The organism is Pseudoalteromonas sp. ATL1 (genome assembly GCF_058933015.1).
The window spans coordinates 44,238-62,495 of record NZ_JBZYXL010000001.1; the positions used below are offsets into that span (position 1 = coordinate 44,238).

At 43.9% G+C, this 18,258-nt stretch carries 23 protein-coding genes; 8 read left to right on the plus strand and 15 right to left on the minus strand.

Translation table 11 applies throughout. The features are described from left to right. Positions 1 to 6: 6 nt before the first annotated feature. Genes AC5FX4_RS00175 through dolP form a run of 3 tightly spaced genes read left to right on the plus strand, consistent with a single transcriptional unit; the run spans position 7 to position 1,527 of the window. Complete coding sequence (locus tag AC5FX4_RS00175) at positions 7 to 372, plus strand: YraN family protein (RefSeq protein ID WP_493604552.1); 366 nt, start codon at positions 7 to 9, stop codon at positions 370 to 372. A gap of 1 nt (position 373) precedes the next feature. Then, positions 374 to 961 (plus strand): SIS domain-containing protein, encoded by a 588-nt coding sequence (locus AC5FX4_RS00180; protein WP_493604553.1) that lies wholly within the window; start codon positions 374 to 376, stop codon positions 959 to 961. Continuing rightward, positions 961 to 1,527 (plus strand): division/outer membrane stress-associated lipid-binding lipoprotein, encoded by a 567-nt coding sequence (dolP, locus tag AC5FX4_RS00185; RefSeq protein WP_493604554.1) that lies wholly within the window; start codon positions 961 to 963, stop codon positions 1,525 to 1,527. The genes AC5FX4_RS00180 and dolP overlap by 1 nt, the downstream gene beginning before the upstream one ends. Before the next feature lie 67 nt (positions 1,528 to 1,594). On the opposite strand, the gene AC5FX4_RS00190 is transcribed toward dolP, so the two are convergent. The 8 genes from AC5FX4_RS00190 to zapE form a co-directional block, all read right to left on the minus strand. Further along, the gene (locus AC5FX4_RS00190) at positions 1,595 to 2,005 is read right to left on the minus strand and encodes a ClpXP protease specificity-enhancing factor (protein WP_493604555.1); all 411 of its coding nucleotides are present in this window, start codon (positions 2,003 to 2,005) and stop codon (positions 1,595 to 1,597) included. After that, positions 2,005 to 2,631, minus strand: a complete 627-nt coding sequence (gene sspA / locus AC5FX4_RS00195) for a stringent starvation protein SspA (protein WP_493604556.1) — start codon at positions 2,629 to 2,631, stop codon at positions 2,005 to 2,007. Before sspA ends, AC5FX4_RS00190 begins: the two co-directional genes overlap by 1 nt. Before the next feature lie 96 nt (positions 2,632 to 2,727). Then, a complete protein-coding gene (locus AC5FX4_RS00200; protein WP_493604557.1) occupies positions 2,728 to 3,465 on the minus strand; it encodes a cytochrome c1 in 738 nt (245 codons plus the stop codon). Then, entirely contained in the window at positions 3,462 to 4,727 is a 1,266-nt protein-coding gene (locus AC5FX4_RS00205) for a cytochrome b (RefSeq protein WP_493604558.1), read from the minus strand. Before AC5FX4_RS00205 ends, AC5FX4_RS00200 begins: the two co-directional genes overlap by 4 nt. Continuing rightward, positions 4,727 to 5,317, minus strand: coding sequence for a ubiquinol-cytochrome c reductase iron-sulfur subunit (gene petA / locus AC5FX4_RS00210; RefSeq protein WP_493604559.1), 591 nt, complete (start codon positions 5,315 to 5,317; stop codon positions 4,727 to 4,729). The genes AC5FX4_RS00205 and petA overlap by 1 nt, the downstream gene beginning before the upstream one ends. Before the next feature lie 530 nt (positions 5,318 to 5,847). After that, positions 5,848 to 6,237 (minus strand): 30S ribosomal protein S9, encoded by a 390-nt coding sequence (gene rpsI / locus AC5FX4_RS00215; RefSeq protein WP_070983178.1) that lies wholly within the window; start codon positions 6,235 to 6,237, stop codon positions 5,848 to 5,850. An 11-nt stretch (positions 6,238 to 6,248) separates the two neighbouring features. Beyond that, positions 6,249 to 6,677, minus strand: a complete 429-nt coding sequence (rplM, locus tag AC5FX4_RS00220; protein ID WP_493604560.1) for a 50S ribosomal protein L13 — start codon at positions 6,675 to 6,677, stop codon at positions 6,249 to 6,251. A 247-nt stretch (positions 6,678 to 6,924) separates the two neighbouring features. After that, positions 6,925 to 8,013, minus strand: coding sequence for a cell division protein ZapE (zapE, locus tag AC5FX4_RS00225; protein WP_493604561.1), 1,089 nt, complete (start codon positions 8,011 to 8,013; stop codon positions 6,925 to 6,927). A gap of 148 nt (positions 8,014 to 8,161) precedes the next feature. Here zapE and AC5FX4_RS00230 point away from each other — a divergent pair, with 148 nt between their 5' ends. The 3 genes from AC5FX4_RS00230 to AC5FX4_RS00240 all read left to right on the plus strand — a co-directional run bounded on the left by AC5FX4_RS00230 (position 8,162) and on the right by AC5FX4_RS00240 (position 11,279). After that, on the plus strand, positions 8,162 to 8,620 hold the full coding sequence (locus AC5FX4_RS00230) for a Z-ring associated ZapG family protein (protein ID WP_493604562.1): 459 nt from the start codon (positions 8,162 to 8,164) through the stop codon (positions 8,618 to 8,620). Positions 8,621 to 8,745: 125 nt separating this feature from the next. After that, positions 8,746 to 10,098: a DegQ family serine endoprotease gene (locus tag AC5FX4_RS00235; protein ID WP_493604563.1), complete on the plus strand. Its 1,353-nt coding sequence runs from the start codon at positions 8,746 to 8,748 to the stop codon at positions 10,096 to 10,098. Between the two features lie 95 nt (positions 10,099 to 10,193). Next, positions 10,194 to 11,279: a trypsin-like peptidase domain-containing protein gene (locus AC5FX4_RS00240; RefSeq protein WP_493604564.1), complete on the plus strand. Its 1,086-nt coding sequence runs from the start codon at positions 10,194 to 10,196 to the stop codon at positions 11,277 to 11,279. A 74-nt stretch (positions 11,280 to 11,353) separates the two neighbouring features. Here the strand turns inward: AC5FX4_RS00240 and murA are convergent, their stop codons facing one another. Genes murA through AC5FX4_RS00275 form a run of 7 tightly spaced genes read right to left on the minus strand, consistent with a single transcriptional unit; the run spans position 11,354 to position 16,036 of the window. Further along, positions 11,354 to 12,613, minus strand: coding sequence for a UDP-N-acetylglucosamine 1-carboxyvinyltransferase (murA, locus tag AC5FX4_RS00245; protein WP_493604565.1), 1,260 nt, complete (start codon positions 12,611 to 12,613; stop codon positions 11,354 to 11,356). A 10-nt stretch (positions 12,614 to 12,623) separates the two neighbouring features. Further along, positions 12,624 to 12,881, minus strand: coding sequence for a BolA family iron metabolism protein IbaG (gene ibaG, locus AC5FX4_RS00250; protein WP_493604566.1), 258 nt, complete (start codon positions 12,879 to 12,881; stop codon positions 12,624 to 12,626). Positions 12,882 to 12,886: 5 nt separating this feature from the next. Further along, the gene (locus AC5FX4_RS00255; protein ID WP_493604567.1) at positions 12,887 to 13,186 is read right to left on the minus strand and encodes an STAS domain-containing protein; all 300 of its coding nucleotides are present in this window, start codon (positions 13,184 to 13,186) and stop codon (positions 12,887 to 12,889) included. Beyond that, the gene (locus AC5FX4_RS00260; protein ID WP_493607744.1) at positions 13,173 to 13,847 is read right to left on the minus strand and encodes an MlaC/ttg2D family ABC transporter substrate-binding protein; all 675 of its coding nucleotides are present in this window, start codon (positions 13,845 to 13,847) and stop codon (positions 13,173 to 13,175) included. The genes AC5FX4_RS00255 and AC5FX4_RS00260 overlap by 14 nt, the downstream gene beginning before the upstream one ends. An 8-nt stretch (positions 13,848 to 13,855) precedes the next feature. After that, the gene (gene mlaD / locus AC5FX4_RS00265; RefSeq protein ID WP_493604568.1) at positions 13,856 to 14,401 is read right to left on the minus strand and encodes an outer membrane lipid asymmetry maintenance protein MlaD; all 546 of its coding nucleotides are present in this window, start codon (positions 14,399 to 14,401) and stop codon (positions 13,856 to 13,858) included. A 16-nt stretch (positions 14,402 to 14,417) separates the two neighbouring features. After that, positions 14,418 to 15,197: a lipid asymmetry maintenance ABC transporter permease subunit MlaE gene (mlaE, locus tag AC5FX4_RS00270; RefSeq protein ID WP_493604569.1), complete on the minus strand. Its 780-nt coding sequence runs from the start codon at positions 15,195 to 15,197 to the stop codon at positions 14,418 to 14,420. Next, entirely contained in the window at positions 15,194 to 16,036 is an 843-nt protein-coding gene (locus AC5FX4_RS00275; RefSeq protein WP_493604570.1) for an ATP-binding cassette domain-containing protein, read from the minus strand. The genes mlaE and AC5FX4_RS00275 overlap by 4 nt, the downstream gene beginning before the upstream one ends. A 181-nt stretch (positions 16,037 to 16,217) precedes the next feature. Between AC5FX4_RS00275 and AC5FX4_RS00280 the strand changes: the two genes are divergently transcribed. After that, the gene (locus AC5FX4_RS00280) at positions 16,218 to 17,174 is read left to right on the plus strand and encodes a calcium/sodium antiporter (protein WP_493604571.1); all 957 of its coding nucleotides are present in this window, start codon (positions 16,218 to 16,220) and stop codon (positions 17,172 to 17,174) included. A gap of 10 nt (positions 17,175 to 17,184) precedes the next feature. Then, entirely contained in the window at positions 17,185 to 18,156 is a 972-nt protein-coding gene (locus AC5FX4_RS00285) for a KpsF/GutQ family sugar-phosphate isomerase (protein WP_493604572.1), read from the plus strand. Positions 18,157 to 18,258 lie beyond the last annotated feature (102 nt).

Genomic DNA, 18,258 nt, shown 5'->3' on the forward strand with positions numbered 1-18,258 from the left:
ACGCCAATGTTTAAGGGATTATTCAATAACAGTAAAGAGAAAGGCAACTATTATGAGCAACTCGCAGAGTCCTTCTTAAAAAAACACGGACTACGTTGCATTGCACGTAATTATTATTGCAAATTTGGTGAAATTGATTTGATTATGAAAGACGCTGAGCTATGGGTCTTTGTTGAAGTAAAATACAGGCAATCCAACCACTTTGGTGGTGTCTTATCAGCACTGGGGTATACCAAGCAACAGCGACTGAAACGCAGTATTTATCATTACCTCACCGAGCAAAAGTTGCATAATGTGCCATTACGCGTAGACTTTATCGCAATTGAGGGCCAAAATCCTCCAAATATACAATGGATTAAGAGCGTTTTTTAGTATGCAAGAATCTATTAAAAGCATTTTTACAGAAAGCATTCAAGCACAGATCGCCGCTGGCGAAGTACTTCCCGATGCACTAGAGTCAGCTGCACTCACCATAGTGCAAGGTTTAATTAATGGCAACAAACTACTGTGCTGTGGTGTTGAAAGCTGCCATATGCTGGCACAGCACATGGCTGGCTTACTAGTGAACTTCTATGAAACAGAACGCCCGTGCTTACCAGCGGTGGCCTTAACTCAGTCTAGTGTGCAATTAGGCGGACAAACAAACTCTGATGATGGTGATCGGTTTGCTCGTCAAGTGAGGGCTTTTGCACAGCAAGGTGACTTATTGCTGGTCATAGCCGTCAACGGCAACGAAAAAGAAGTGGTGAGTGCCACAGAAGCTGCCCTCACCAAAGATATGAAAGTGATAGCATTGGTGGGCGATGATGGCGGTGAACTGACCGGGTTACTGGGTCCTAATGATGTAGAGATACGCGTACCAAGCAAACGCCCAAGCCGCATTGTAGAATCACACTTATTCATCACCCACTGTTTAAGCCAATTAATCGACAATACTCTATTTCCACAAGGGGAGCAGTAATGAGTATAAAACCAGTAGCGCTGCTGTTATGTGTTTCTTTACTCCAAGGCTGTGCCGCAGCGGTAGTAGCTGGAACGGCTGGCGCCATTTCAGCCGCCGATGACCGCCGTACTATTGGCACTCAAATTGACGATAACAACATCGAAATTAAAGGTATGATGGCCATTAGAGGCGTTGAACGCTTAAAAGATCACGCCAACATTAATTTGATCAGTGTGAATGGCATTGTATTGTTAGTTGGGCAAGTGGCCAACGAAGAAATGCGCCAAAAGGCGCAAAGTGCGCTCAAGCAAGTACCGGCCATTCGTCAGATACACAATCAAATCCGCATCGGCAGCAATATCGGTATTACCACGCAAACTCATGATGTATGGCTTACATCAAAAGTAAAGACTCGCTTACTCACAAATGAGGAAGTCAGTGGCAATAACATTAAAGTGGTAACTGAAAACAGTGAAGTGTTTTTAATGGGCCTCGTCAGTAAAGAGGAGGCCAATAAAGCGGTAGAGATTGCCCGCCATATCAATGGTGTTACGCGAGTCGTAAAAGCCTTTGAATACCTCTAGTAAAAGAATATGAAATAAAAAAACCTGCCAATTGGCAGGTTTTTTTATTCTTAGCTAAGTTTAAAACTTACTTAATTACGCGTAGATGAGAACCCTTTTTCTTTTCAGGTTCATCGCTCGATGGCGCTTCCTCTTCGATCTCTGGTGTGTGTTGCTCGTCCTCAGGAAATTCTTCTTGAGTAAAGACCGTACCCTCACCATTTTCACGAGCATAAATCGCTAATACCGCACCGATTGGTACATAGACCTGCATTGGCTGACCACTAAAGCGCGCATTAAAGCTAAGCTGGTGATTATCCATCGCAAACTGTGTAACCGCAGACGGGCTAATATTCAACACAATCTGCCCATCCTGCACAAACTGCGTCGGTACTTGAACCGCTGGGTATTCAGCATTAACAACAAGATGTGGTGTACACTCGTTGTCTACAATCCAGTCGTAAAAGGCTCTCAGTAAATATGGGCGGTTTGGTGTCATTATGCACGGATCTCGCGTTCTGCTTCTGTGAGTGAAGCTTGGAATGAATCGCGCTCAAAAAGGCGTAACATGTAGTCTTTTAATTCTTTAGCACCAGCACCTGCTAGCTCAATACCTAATTGAGGTAAGCGCCATAGTAACGGAGCTAAGTAGCAATCAACTAAGCTGAATTCTTCGCTCATAAAGTAAGGTGCTTCATTAAAGATTGGTGCAACCGCAAGTAAAGCTTCTGTTAGTTCTTTACGTGCTTGTGCTTCTTCAGCGCCACCTTCGATAATTTTCGCAGCAAGGCTATACCAGTCAGTGTCAATACGGTGCATCATCAGACGGCTACGGCCACGCATTACTGGGTAGACAGGCATAAGTGGTGGATGCGGGAAACGCTCATCAAGGTACTCATTGATGATATTCGCTTCATATAGACCCAGCTCACGATCGATTAGCGTTGGCACTGTGCCGTACGGGTTAATCTCGTGCAAAGCCTCTGGCAGATTATCCTTCTCCGCAAGGTGAATATCAACACTTACCCCTTTCTCAGCCAATACGATACGTACTTGGTGGCTATACATGCAGTTTGCACCAGAGAAAAGAGTCATTACAGGGCGCTTATTGGCAGCAACGGCCATGCCTACCTCCATTAATAATTACAAAAGTAATAAATCACTTTAAACAGCAATAGGGGCTAATGCCCCTATTACAAAATTACCTTAGATTTGCTCAGCTTAGTGAACATCTCTCCAGTATTCTTTCTTCAATAAGAATGCCAAGATAAATAGGATCACTAAGAACCCTAGCACCTTGATACCGATAGCTTCTGACTCAAGGCGAGATGGCTCACCTACATATGCCAAGAAGTTAGTTAGGTCGCGAGCTGCTTGATCATATTCATCAGTACTCATCTCACCTGACCCATCTGTTTCAGTACCCACTACTTTAGTTACAGTATGTCCATGCTCCTCCACTTCTTCAGTGATAGGCGTTGGCAAACCCTGTAACTCTTGTAGTACGTGAGGCATACCTACCGAAGGGAAGATAATGTTATTGACACCGAACGGACGAGACTCATCTTTATAGAAAGATTTAAGATAAGTGTAAATCCAGTCAGCACCGCGAACACGTGCAACCAATGTTAGATCTGGTGGCGCAGCACCAAACCACTTAGCAGCATCATCTTTCTTAATCGAGTTTTTGATATGACTACCCACTTTTGAGCCGTCAAAAATCAATTGCTCTAGGCCGATATCGGTAGGAATACCAATATCTCTGAAAGTACGTTCATAACGCTGATATTGCATCTGGTGACAACCCAAGCAATAGTTCATGAACAACTTGGCACCACGCTGTAACGACGCTTTGTCTGTTAAATCATTACCAGCATGCATAAGTGGTACAGTTGGGCCTGATGCCATCGCAAACGTTGGCAACAATGCGAATAAACCGATAATTAGCTTTTTCATCATTTCGTCAACCTCGTTGGCAATGGTTTAGTGTTCTCATTCTTCGAGTAGAAGAATAGTAACACGAAGAACATGAAGTACGTTACTGTGGTAATTTGCGACAACAGCGTTTTAAAGTCTGTTTGAGGCGTCGCACCGATCCAGCCTAAGATCACGAAAGTAACTACGAACTGCGCGATATTAAGCTTGTGCAAACCACAACGATAACGAATTGACTTCACTTTACCACGGTCAATCCAAGGCAATAGCGCAAGTACAACAATTGATGCACCCATTGCCACAACACCTAATAGTTTATTAGGGATCGCGCGTAAGATTGCATAGAAAGGCGTGAAATACCAAACAGGGAAAATATGCTCTGGCGTTTTCAGCGGGTTAGCCGCTTCAAAATTTGGCGCTTCTAAGAAGAAACCATTCATTTCTGGCGCAAAGAACACTATCCAACAGAAGATAATTAAGAAACCAGCTACACCTAAAATATCTTTTACTGTGTAGTAAGGATGGAATGGAATCGCATCAACAATGTCTTTCTTGCTGGTGTAATACTCATGGAATTGGAACTTAGGCTTGTCTTCTTCAGCAACCGTGCCTTTCTTACGTTTGATCTCAACACCATCAGGGTTGTTTGAACCCACTTCGTGTAATGCCACAATGTGTAAGAATACTAAGATAACTAAGACTAATGGTAGTGCAATAACATGCAGTGCGAAGAAGCGGTTAAGTGTAGCTCCTGAGATAACATAGTCACCACGGATCCACAGCGTTAAGTCATCACCAATTACCGGAATAGCACCGAATAGTGAGATAATTACCTGAGCACCCCAGAATGACATTTGTCCCCAAGGTAGTAAATATCCCATGAATGCCTCAGCCATTAGTGCTAAGAAGATAAACATACCGAATAACCACAATAGCTCACGTGGTTTTTGGTAAGAGCCGTAGATCATGCCACGGAACATGTGCAAGTAAACAACGATAAAGAATGCTGACGCACCCGTTGAATGCAAGTAACGAAGTAACCAGCCGTATTCAACATCACGCATGATGTATTCTACTGAAGCAAACGCACCTTCCGCTGAAGGAACGAAGTTCATTGTAAGCCAGATACCAGTTAAAATTTGGTTAACTAAAACAAGGATGGCAAGAGAGCCAAATAAATACCAAAAGTTAAAGTTTTTTGGCGCAGGATATTGAGCAATGTGCATATTCCAAACACGAGTCATTGGAATACGTTCATCGATCCAGTTGATAATAGTACCAAACATTACGCAACCCCTTCTTCTTCACCAACCATAATGGTTGTGTCATCAATAAAGGTATACGGAGGAATTTCAAGGTTCAATGGTGCTGGTACCGACTGGAAAACACGGCCAGCCATATCAAACTTAGAGCCATGACATGGGCAGAAGAAACCATCATCAGTGCCTTCAACCTTCTCACCGAATCCGCCTTGTAAAAAGCCCGGTGAACATCCTAGGTGAGTACAAATACCAACCGCCACAAATATTTCTGGACGCTTAGAACGATATGGGTTTTTCGCTGAATCCAGCTGTTGAGGCTCTTCAGACGCTGGGTCACGAAGTTTGTCTTCGTGAGCTTTCATTTGCTCAAGCATCTTAGGCGTACGAGATACAATCCAAACCGGTTTGCCTCGCCACTCAACACGAATTAATTGTCCAGGTTCAAGTTTGCTGATATCTACTTCTACAGGCGCACCTGCAGATTTAGCTCGCTCACTTGGATTCCAAGACGCAATAAAAGGAACAGCAGCCCCAGCCGCACCAACACCACCAACAACAGAGGTAGCTATGGTTAAAAAGCGACGTCGGCCATTGTCTACAGGCGCATTGCTCATCCACTTATCTCCACTATGATTCTCAACACTTGCTATATTGAGAACATCAGTTACAGCAGGTTAATTTTAAGAAACTACAAAATAGAAGCGATCATAAATAAATCCCTTGATTAAAACAAGGTTATTACAGACCCATGCCCTAATAAACCCAAGCCAAAACTTGGCTAGGTTACTTTGAGCATGAGGCCGATGGCATATGATACGCTAATCTAAAAAACAATATACTGACCAAGATCAACCTCAACTGAGGCTGGAACCCATCAAATGAGTAGGTTTGAACTCGCTCACTTTACTTGCCCTGCAATTGTAGCAAAAAAATACGCCGAGTTATCGCCCCATTTGCACTAAATACGCTAAATATTGCACTTTTTTTATCAGCAAATCTGAGGATTAGCAAAAACGATGGTTAATTGAGCAATGCAAGAAGAGTCTGAGAAATATTTCTCACTGTAATTAAAAACGTTAAAAAACAGCTAGAAAACAAAAAACCCAGCATAAGCTGGGTTTTTGAATTCTTGAAACGTAAAAAATTAACGTTTTGAGAACTGTGTCTTCTTACGTGCTTTCTTAAGACCAACTTTCTTACGCTCAACTTTACGAGCGTCGCGAGTAACAAAGCCAGCTTTACGAAGAGTTGGACGAAGTGACTCGTCGAATTCCATTAGTGCACGCGTGATACCGTGGCGGATTGCGCCAGCTTGACCAGTCATACCACCACCTTCAACAGTGATGTAAAGGTCAAACTTCTCTGTCATTTCAACTAGCTCTAGAGGCTGACGAACAACCATGCGAGAAGTTTCACGACCGAAGTATTCTTCGATAGAACGCTGATTAATTACGATGCTGCCAGTGCCTGGGCGTAAGAATACGCGAGCACTTGAACTTTTACGACGACCTGTACCGTAGTATTGATTTGCCATGAGTGTGCTCCTTAAATGTCTAGAACCTGCGGCTGTTGTGCCGCGTGGTTGTGCTCGCTACCTGCGTAAACTTTAAGTTTACGGTACATTTCACGACCTAGAGGACCGCGAGGTAACATGCCTTTAACCGCTTTTTCGATGATCATTTCAGGCTTTTTAGCTTGAAGTTTCTCGAAGTTCACAGACTTAAGACCGCCAGGGAAGCCAGTGTGAGCGTAGTACATTTTATCCTTCGCTTTGTTACCAGTTACAGTAACTTTTTCTGCGTTGATAACGATGATGTAATCACCAGTATCTACATGAGGAGTGTACTCAGCTTTATGCTTACCGCGAAGGCGACGAGCGATTTCAGTAGCGATGCGACCTAAAGTTTTACCTTCAGCGTCAACTACGTACCAGTCACGTTTTACAGTTTCTGGTTTAGCAACAAACGTTTTCATTTAAAAATCCAATGTTTTCTATTTAAAACCACAGGTAATCGAATGATTACCGCTTACTATATGAGTGCTTTAACCCCTTCGAGTTTAAGACTTTTTTGCCGCTCAAGTCAGTGGCTAAGCCGACGAGGGCAATAGAACGCAACGTGGCAGGTCGCGGATTATAGCAACTCAATCTATGCTTGACTAGCGCGAGACTGTTTTTTCTACAAATTAATTGTTAAGTGTTTATCTATTAACTGGCTATCGACTATGCAAGGTGTTCGCGAGCCAAATATTCGAGTGATTGCATCTCTTGAAGGCGACTAATACAGCGCTTAAACTCAAAATTGAGTGTACCTTGCTTATACAATTCGGTAATAGGTGCTGCAGCCGAAATAATGAGAGTCACATTACGCTCATAAAACTCATCTACCAGTGCAATAAATCGTCTTGCGGCATCATCGTTGTGTTGCCCCAATTGCTTAACGTTCGATAAAATCACCGTGTTATAAAGGCGGCTAATTTCCATATAATCGACTTGTGAACGCGCAGTTTCACAGAGCTGAGTAAAATCAAACATCACGATACAGTCAGACACTTTACGCGTTTGGATCAGGCGCCCTTCTATTTCTATTTTTTCATCCAATCGGCCTGGTTCAGGAGAAAGCTTATCAAAGTACTCAAACAAGTTTTTATCTGCTTGCGCATCTAATGGACTATGAAAAATTTCAGCTTGCTCTAGTGTACGCAAACGGTAATCAATGCCCGAGTCAACGTTCACAACCTCCGTATTGGCCTTAACCAGTTCTATAGCGGGTAAGAAACGAGCGCGCTGTAAACCATTTCGGTATAACTCATCTGGCACGATATTAGACGTTGCAACCAGTACAATGCCTCGAGCAAACAAAGCTTGCATCAAGCCTCCAAGCAACATGGCATCGGTGATGTCTTGGACGAAAAATTCGTCAAAACAGATAATGTCCGTTTCTTGCTTAAATTTATCTGCAACCGTTTCTAGCGGGTTTTTAACGTCTTTAAGCAACTTAAGTTCATCATGTACTCGATGCATAAAACGATGAAAATGCACACGCATTTTACGCTCAGTAGGCAAGGCTTCATAAAAAGTGTCAACTAAGTAGGTTTTGCCGCGACCCACACCACCCCAAAAGTACAGCCCTTTTACCTTCACTTCTTTTGGCTTTGCAAATAGCTTTGCAAACAATCCGCTCGGCTTAATACTAGGCGCAGTTAAATCATCATATAAACGCTGTAAATGTTTTACAGCATTTTCTTGGGCTGCGTCATATTGAAAGTCTTCACGTAACAAGTCTTGTTGATATTTTTCCCACGGTGTCATAGCAATTTACATAGTTCTACGTTTTTATTTGCTTGCTATATTAACACGCATCGATTCTAGGCGTATATTTAGGTTATCAATTGAATTTGGAATTTATCGCATCCCCGCCCTGCATTTCACAGCGCTTCGCGATTTTTAGGAGAAATATATGACTTCATTAGCTTGGATAGGACTTATCATCATCGTTGCCGCAGCGGCTTTTTTCCTGGGTTCTGTGTGGACTAAAAAGCAGTTCAAGCATGGTGAACTTGAGCAACAAGCACAGCAAGCAAAGCATGAACTAGAGCAATATCGCCAAGAAGTAGCCGATCATTTGGCCAGTACCAAAAAGCTGATGAACAAGATGCAAGACAGCTATAGCCAATTGCTGAATCACTTTGAAGAAACTAATCAGGTGTTGCTTACTGAAAAACCAAGCCATCCTAGTGAGCCTTTTTTCTCAAAAGAAACCACTGAGCAACTTCACGCGTCATTAAAAAGCCGTCCTGAACGCCGTCGCAATGACAGAAACAATGAAGGCGTTGCTCAGCCAACCGATTATGTAGACGGTGAAAGTGGCTTATTTTCGGGTGAGCGGTTAAACGTTGAGCAATCAAAAGCCTCTTGATGAACTTTTTTTTGACCCCATAGTCAGTAAATATAGATTTTTACAATAGCGAAATGGCGCGTAGCTCACTTTAGTTACGCCTGCCTTTTCAATGCATTAACGCTTTTGCGGAGTATTTACTGACTATGAAATTGAAACACTCGTTATTAACAGCAGCTATTCTTTCTACTTCATTATTACTAGGCTCTAACGTTGCGCTAGCAAAACTGCCTGTTGCTGTAGATGGGCAAAGTCTTCCAACATTAGCACCTATGCTTGAACGTGTCACACCAGGCGTTGTGAGCATTCAAGTATCAGGCGCAAAAGAAGTAAGACGTCGCGTTGACCCGTTTGATTACTTCTTTGGCAATCCACAACCTCGTAGCCAAAAGCGCCAATTTAGTGGTCTAGGTTCAGGCGTTATTATCGATGCAGATGAAGGCTATGTCGTTACCAACAACCACGTTATTGCCGATGCTGAAAAAATCATTGTGACTTTGGAAGATGGCCGAGAGTTTGAAGCCAAGCTTGTTGGTACAGACAAAGAATCTGATATTGCATTACTTGAAATCGACGGAGATGATCTAACAGAAGTGAAATTGGCCGACTCTGACAAGCTACGCGTGGGTGACTTCTCTGTCGCAATTGGTAACCCTTTTGGCCTTAGCCACACTGTAACTTCAGGGATCATCAGTGCGTTAGGTCGAAGTGGATTAAACATAGAAGGTTATGAAGACTTTATTCAAACCGATGCGGCAATTAACCAAGGCAACTCAGGCGGTGCGCTGGTTAACTTGCGAGGCGAACTGATCGGTATCAATACGGCTATCTTAGGTGCATCCGGTGGCAACGTGGGTATTGGATTTGCGATCCCATCTAACATGATGAAGAATCTGGTTGACCAAATTGTTGAGTTTGGACAAGTTCGACGAGGTTCTTTAGGTATTGAAGGCCGCACATTAGATGCCGGTATCGCGAAAGCCCAAGGGTTTGATGTGAAACAGGGCGCCTATGTTGCGCGCGTTGTTAATGACTCTGCGGCGTCAGAAGCGGGTATTCTTGCAAATGATGTCATTGTGAGTGTGAATGGCGATGAAATTCACAGCTTTGCGGAACTGGCGAGTAAAATAGCCACCATTGGCGAAGGCCGCACCGTAAAACTTGGCGTATATCGCGATGGTAAAGAGCGCACGATTAAGGTGACCCTCAAAGGCCAAGGTGAAGCACAGGCACCGGCTGACAAAGTACATCCAATGCTAAGTGGCGCAGTTCTTGAAAGCGGTGAACGAAATGGCAATAAGGGCATTGTTGTCACCTCGGTAGAGCCTCGCTCACCTGCTGCGCGCGTTGGTTTAGAAGAAGGTGACGTGATCATGCAAGTGAACCGTCAGCGCGTCGATAGTATTCGTGATATGAGTAATCTTATCGAAGACATTCAGGGTAACATCGTGTTAGGTATTAAACGCGGTCGTGACTCTGTATTCTTACTCATCCAGTAAGATTAATTTACATTAAAAACACAGTGGCCCCTTGCCGCTGTGTTTTTCTTTGTGCATCATAAAACTACAAACTTTTATTCATAAAGACTGCGCTCGTGTTTAAGCTAATTCGTTTTCTATTACCCCCTTTTATTGGTGGCCTTTTTATCGCATTTTTGATCATTTGGTTTACCCCCAATTTGAAAAACTCAGTCTTACCTAAGTTGGATGTTGCTAGCCACTACACCAGTCGGCACATGAGTTTTGCCGATGCGGTGCAAAAAGCATCGCCCGCTGTCGCAACCATTTTTTCTGAAAGTATCACATCGGTACCACGCTACATGCGAGCCAACACGACCCAGGAACTCGGCTCAGGCGTGATTATGACGCATGACGGTTATATTCTGACCAACTACCACGTGGTGAATGATGCCGATCAGATCATGGTGATCTTAACTGATGGACGTCGCTTTGATGATGTGCAGGTGATTGGTTACGACACCATTTCGGATTTAGCCTTGCTGAAAATTGATGCGCAGCACCTACCCGTTATTCCTATTGATGATACATTCAGCCCTCGTGTGGGCGATGTGGTACTTGCCATTGGTAATCCACTCAATTTAGGTCAGACAATTACTCAAGGGGTGATCAGTGCAACAGGCAAACAAGCACTCACGGATAGCCCGTATAATAACTTGTTGCAAATGGATGCCGCGGTGAATGTCGGTAACTCTGGTGGCGCGCTGGTCAATTCAAACGGCGTGCTTGTTGGTATCACTTCGGCCCAATTCAGAACGCGGTATAACATCGATATTCAAGGGATCTCATTTGCGGTACCTTATAAACTCGCCAAGGAAGTGATGGAAAAATTAATTCGAGATGGGCGCGTTGTGCGCGGCTATCTCGGCTTTACAGGGTCTGCCGTTGATAACACAGGAAAAGAAGTGACAGACTTATATACCCGTATTGTCGGCTTGAGGATCAGTGATTTAGACCCATTAGGGCCAGCTTGGCAAGCGGGCATGCAAGAGGGAGATATTATAGTCAAAGTCGCGGGTGAGCCTGTGACTAATCCACAACGCACATTAAAGTTTATTGGTAATACAAGACCAGGAACGCGCCTTGAATTCCAAGTGTATCGAGGGGATGAACTGCGCACTTTTACCTTGGTGGTAGCAGAGCTTGAAACCAGAGCAAATTGACCTGCCAAACTCAACCAACCGAACACAAAAAAAGCGAGTAAACACCTTACTCGCTTTTTCGATATTTCAGCTGCTTAGTTATGCTTACGTTTTATTTTCGCGCCCAACTGACTGAGCTTGTTTTCGATACGTTGATATCCACGATCCACATGATAAATACGATCTACAACCGTTTCACCGCTGGCCACAATCCCCGTTAGGATCAAACTGGCCGACGCGCGTAAGTCCGTTGCCATCACTTGCGCACCACTTAGCTTTTCGGTGTCTCCACAAATAGCGGTATTACCTTCCAAGCGAATGTTTGCCCCCATACGCTGTAGCTCAGGGACATGCATAAAGCGGTTTTCAAAGATGGTTTCTGTGATTGTTGCACTACCCTGCGCAACCACATTCATTGCCGTAAATTGCGCTTGCATATCTGTTGGAAAACCTGGGTGCGGCATCGTCTTAATATTTACGGCTTTAAGCTCACGGCCTCGCATATCAAGATAGATACTGTCCTCGGTAACTTCCAGCTTGGCATTAGCCGCTCTAAGCTTATCTAACACAGGCTCAAGACTTGTGTGATCGGTGTTTTTACACAACACTTCACCCTGCGTCATCGCAGCTGCTACCAAGAACGTGCCCGTCTCGATGCGATCGGGTAGAATTTTATGCTCACACCCCATCAATTTTTCAACGCCTTGCACTTCAATCCGGTTTGTACCTGCTCCCGAAATCTTTGCGCCCATTGCCACCAAGCACTCGGCTAAGTTAATAATTTCCGGCTCTCGAGCAGCGTTTTCTAGTACAGTTGTGCCCTCAGCAAGCGTTGCTGCCATAAGTAGGTTTTCTGTCGCGCCGACACTCACCGTTTCCATATAGATCTCTGCGCCTTTTAATCGGCCATCAACTTGTGCGTTGATGTAACCGTTATCTACGCTGATCTGAGCGCCCATGCGTTCAAGTCCACTAATATGAATATCAACCGGGCGAGCACCGATTGCACAACCACCAGGTAAAGAAACCTGCGCTTCTCCAAATCTGGCTAAAAGCGGGCCTAGCGCCAATACAGAAGCACGCATCTGCTTAACAAGCTCATATGGTGCTAGCACTTTATTAACCGTACTACCATCAACTATTAATACATCGCCTTGCCATTTAATACCTGCACCGAGCGTTTTCAAAAGCGCTTCAGTGGTACCAATATCGCGAAGTTGCGGCACGTTAGAAAAGCGGCTTTGCCCATCAGCAAGCAAAGCGGCAAATAAAATAGGCAGTGCCGCATTTTTGGCACCTGAAATAGTGACTTCACCGGCTAAAGTGGTGCCACCTTGGATAACAAACTGATCCATCGTGGCTCCATTATTGTGGAAGAATAAATTTGCGCTCGCGCTGCCATTCTGTCGGTGTAAAAGCTTTAATGCTCACCGCGTGAATTGTGCCATCTGAAATAGTGTTCATTAATGGCCCGTACACAAGCTGCTGCTTTTTCACTCGACTTAAACCGTCAAAACACTCTCCGACTGCAATCACTTCATAGTGGTTGCCATTCGCTTTTACTATAACTTCTTCAAGTGATAGTGCATCACGTAATAAAGTTTCGACTTGGTTTGTTTCCATTAGACTCACTCAAATAAATTGGATACCTGGCCCAGCGCCATCAAATTATGGAGCTGCTCAGGGATATTTTTAAGCTCAAGGCGCTTACCTTGATGCTGTAATTGACCTAAAGAGTGAATTAACCAAGCTAAGCCCGCCGTGTCAACCCTTGAGACCTCAGAAAGGTCAAAATAGCGTGTTGACTGCACATTTTCTATCTGTCGATTAAGAAGGCGTTCATCCACCAAGCTATTTCTTGTCAACTCACCCTTAATGGAAATGAGCTGCTCATCTTGGCGAACAAATTCAAGCTTAGTTGCTGCCATCGTCCCCCCTAAACTGAATAGGAAGTTGGCTTTTCTTATCCAATAACTCAATCACATGTTCAATGCCTTGCTGGCGCAATATGCCATGCAACTCACTTTGTTTTGCGTCTAATAAACTGATCCCTTCAGCAATCATGTCGAAGGCGCGCCACTCATTGTCAGAGTCACGACGAACTTTAAAATCAATTTTGATATCCGGTTTACCCGCTTCGACAATTTTCACCTTCACAATCGCAACGCGTTCATCACTAAAATCTTTGCTTTGTGCAAACTCAATTTGCTGATTACTATACTGCGTGAATACTCCTGCGTACGTGGCGACAAGGTAATTTTTGAATACCTCGATAAAGGTTTTGATGTTTTCTATCGCTTTTTGCTTCTCTTCTTTACTAGTGATATTTCTTACTTTTTGAATATAGCTACCCAATACACGATACGATGCGTACTTATAGTCAATGTAAGGCAAAAGCTCTTGTTCAACAATCACTCTTAAATGTTCTTTGTCTTGCGTGATGATCGCTTGCTCTTTAGCAATGCGTTTAAAGGTATTATCCGCGACTTGCTGCACCATTTTATATGGGTCACTGGTATCAACGGGCGCTTTTGCGATTGCAAATGAGCTGGCGACAAGCACCGCGACAGCTAACATTATTCTTACCATCATGATTATTACTCACCACCTTGATTAAATAGGAATTGGCCAATCAGCTCTTCAAGCACGAGCGCCGATTTTGTATCTGTGACTAAATCGCCATCTTTTAGTGCTTTGCTTTGTACACCAAATAAGTCATCTAAATCAGAGCCACCATCACCCACTATTTCATTCCCTAAACAGCTTTGTTTTGCTGACTCAGAGGCAATAACTGGCGAAATACCTAAGTACTGCTCACCTAAGATACCAGATGTAAGAATAGACACTGACGTCGTATCTGAAAACTGACATTCATAACTGGCATCAATGCTCATTGACACCACTGGCACAAATTCTTGTGGATGAATGCTAATGCCGTCCACACGACCGATCACGACACCGCCTACTTTTATCGGCGCGCGCGTTTTTAGTGAACCAATATTTTCAAACTTAGCGTTTAGCGTATAGGTTTCACCATTGCCGCTGATCCCTGAGTTCGCTACTTTTAGTGCTAGGACTGCAAACGCTGCAACACCAAGCGCCACAAATAATCCTACTAGTATTTCAATTTTCCGTGTATTCATTTGTATTTAAAACCTTTTAACCTGAAAACATCACAGCAGTTAGTAGGAAATCGAACCCCAACACTGCCAATGAAGAATGCACTACCGTCTCTGTTGTTGCCTTGCTGATCCCTTCCGATGTGGGAATACAATCATAGCCTTTATAGAGCGCTATCCACGTCACGATAAGGGCAAACACAAAGCTCTTGATCATGCCGTTTAAAATATCTTTTTCGAATGAGACTTGCGATTGCATAATTGACCAGAAACTACCTGAATCAACCCCCAACCAATCAACCCCCACCAAATGGGCGCCTAAAATGGCAACCGCAGAAAATATCAGCGCCAGTAATGGCATACTGATAAAACCAGCCCAAAAACGTGGCGAGATCACGCGACGTAATGGATCTATTGCCATCATTTCCAAGCTCGAGAGTTGTTCCGTTGCTTTCATCAAGCCAATTTCAGCCGTCAAGGCACTGCCTGCACGACCTGCAAATAATAACGCCGTGACCACGGGGCCAAGTTCTCGTAGCAAACTCAACGCAACTAGTGGTCCCAAGCTATCTTCCGCGCCATACCCTACTAATACGGTATAACCCTGAAGCGCTAACACCATCCCGATAAACAAACCCGACACCATGATGATCAACAAGGACTGGTGGCCTACCATATAAAGTTGGCGAACGAGTAATGCAGGGCCTTTACGCCAGTTAGGCATGCTCACTAGCGCACCGAATAACATGCGCGTTGCGCGACCAAGAGAAGCAAAACGACTTAGGGTTTTGTGACCTATCGCTTGTAATAAATCAATCACGATGCCGCTCCTGATAACAATTCTTCCTCATACCCTTTAGCACGATAATGAAATGGGACGGGGCCGTCTGAAAGGCCTTGTAAAAACTGCTGCACCAACTCAGACTCATGTTGTAGCATCTGTTCAGGTGTACCACATCCTATCACGCCTTGTTCAGCGATGATCACCACATGATCGGCAATACTCAAAACCTCAGTTACATCGTGAGTGACTATCAATGACGATAACCCTAACACTTCATTGAGCGACTTTATTAGTTTCACTAATACGCCCATTGAGATCGGGTCTTGACCAGCAAAGGGTTCATCATACATGATAAGTTCAGGGTCAAGGGCTATTGCTCTTGCTAAGGCTGCGCGACGCGCCATACCACCGGACAGTTCCGATGGCATTAAATCTTTGGCACCACGCAAACCCACGGCTTGAAGCTTCATTAACACAACGAGGCGAATTAACTCTTCACTCAGCTTAGTGTGCTCACGTAGTGGAAAAGCAACATTGTCAAATACCGACATATCGGTAAACAATGCGCCACTTTGAAACAGCATACTCATCTTGGTACGAATATCGTATAGCGCTTTTCGCGACATGCTTGGAATACTTTGCCCTTCAAAAAGAATGTCACCTTGGTCGGGTTTTAATTGGCCCCCGATCAAACGCAGCATGGTCGTCTTCCCAATGCCACTTGGGCCCATAATGGCCGTGATTTTTCCTTTTGGAACGGAGAAACTCATGTTTTTATAGATGATCCGATCACCGCGTGAAAACGTCACATCCTTGATTTCTACAATTGCTTGCGACAAGTCGCTCTCCACATCTACTTTTTCTGATTTTGTCATAATACGATTTTTTGCCCTGTGAAGGAAAAAAGTTTTCGTAAAATTTTGTAATATAGCGTGACTGAGTAAAACCTAAATAACACGTCATTTCACACTCAAAAGCCTTCAATTACTTATACTTTTGCAAGTGTATTTGATACTATTTGCGCCAATGTTCGTTAATCAATCGGCTTCCCTTTTTATGGTTTTATCTTTTGTCATTTTGCTCCTTGGATTTGCAGCACTTGTTTGGAGCGCCGACCGTTTCGTATACGGAGCTGCAGCCTTAGCGAAAAACTTTGGCGTGCCCACCTTAATCGTCGGCTTAACCATAGTAGCAATGGGATCATCAGCGCCTGAAATGATGGTTGCTGGACAAGCGGCGCTTGCTGACAAAACGGATACTGCTGTAGGGAATGCAATAGGGTCAAATATCGCAAATATTTTGCTTGTGTTAGGCGTTACCGCCTTACTAAGACCTTTATCAGTCAGTTCAGGCATCTTAAAAAGAGAAATGCCTTTGCTCATATTGGTGTCGCTGGCGGCTTGGTTCATTGTCAGTGATAGCCACTTTAGCTTTTATGAAGGTACGGCACTCCTGATTGGCTTTATTGCTTTTATACTTGCCCTGATAATTATCACTAAAAAAGGCATTGGTGGGGATGATCCACTTGTTAGTGAAGCATGCGAAGAAGTACCAAATGATGTGCCTACCTCTAAAGCATTGTTTTGGTTAGCTGTGGGGATGATACTGTTACCTGTAAGCTCGGGCTACTTAGTCGATGCCGCCGTTGATATTGCCAAATATTTTGGCATGAGCGATTTGTTGATTGGTTTAACTATCATCGCGGTTGGAACTAGCTTGCCTGAATTAGCCGCTTGTGTTGCAGGTGTACTTAAAAAAGAAGACGACCTTGCACTAGGCAACATTATTGGCTCTAATATATTCAATATTCTCGCGGTGTTATCTATCGCTGGCATTATCAATCCTGCAACTATCGATACCAATATTGCCACAAGAGATATATATATAATGCTCGCAGCGACATTAGCGCTAGTACTAATGAGCTTAAGCTTAACGGGCTCGCGCCGTATTAATCGTTTTGAAGGGGCCTTGTTGCTGGGCAGCTTTATTGGTTACATGTATTACATTATCTAGGATCTTAGCCATGTTATCTAAGCAGTTTAAAGATACAGCCACACGCGTTATTGAAATCGAGCGTCAAGCGATCCAAGAAATTAGCCAATACATAGATCAACATTTCGCTGCCGCCTGTCAGGCAATCTTTGACTGCGAAGGCAGAACCATAGTGATAGGTATGGGTAAATCTGGCCACATAGGCAATAAAATTGCAGCAACCTTTGCCAGCACCGGTACCCCTGCTTTTTTTGTTCACCCGGGTGAAGCAAGCCACGGTGACTTAGGCATGATCACCAAACAAGACGTTGTGTTACTGATCTCAAACTCAGGTGAAACAAGTGAAGTACTCAATATCATTCCCGTCATCAAACGCATTGGTGCCAAAACCATTTCGATGACAGGTAACTCTGAATCTTCTATGGCAAAATTGTCTGATATTCATTTATGTATTGCCGTATCTCAGGAAGCATGCCCGCTTGGACTCGCGCCAACAGCCAGTACAACTGCAACACTGGTTATGGGCGACGCGCTGGCCGTTGCGCTTTTAGAAGCCAGAGGCTTTACTGCCGATGACTTTGCTCTTTCTCATCCTGGTGGTTCGTTAGGCAAGCGTTTGCTACTCACATTGGGCGACATTATGCACAAAGGTGAACAAGTACCCAAGGTCTCTCATTTAAGTACCATCAAAGATGCCCTATTTGAAATGTCTTCCAAAGGACTCGGCATGACCACTATTGTTAATGAACAAGGTCAGCTACAGGGGATTTTTACCGATGGTGATTTACGCCGTATTATCGAGCAACGCGTTGATTTGCATGTCACACCTATCCATCAAGCCATGACCATTAACTGCACGACAGCAACTGAGCATATGTTAGCTGCAGAGGCACTTAACATTATGGAAACGAAACGAATTAATGGTTTAGTAGTCATAGATGATGAAAAGCGTCCCATTGGGGCTCTAAACACACAGGATTTGTTACGTGCGGGAGTGCTTTAACATGATGGAGTTCTTTGTAAGCATCGTGAAGCCATTCATCAATAGTTCAGAACGCCATAACTATGGTGACAACATGTTCAGCTTTTGGCCAAACTCCATGTT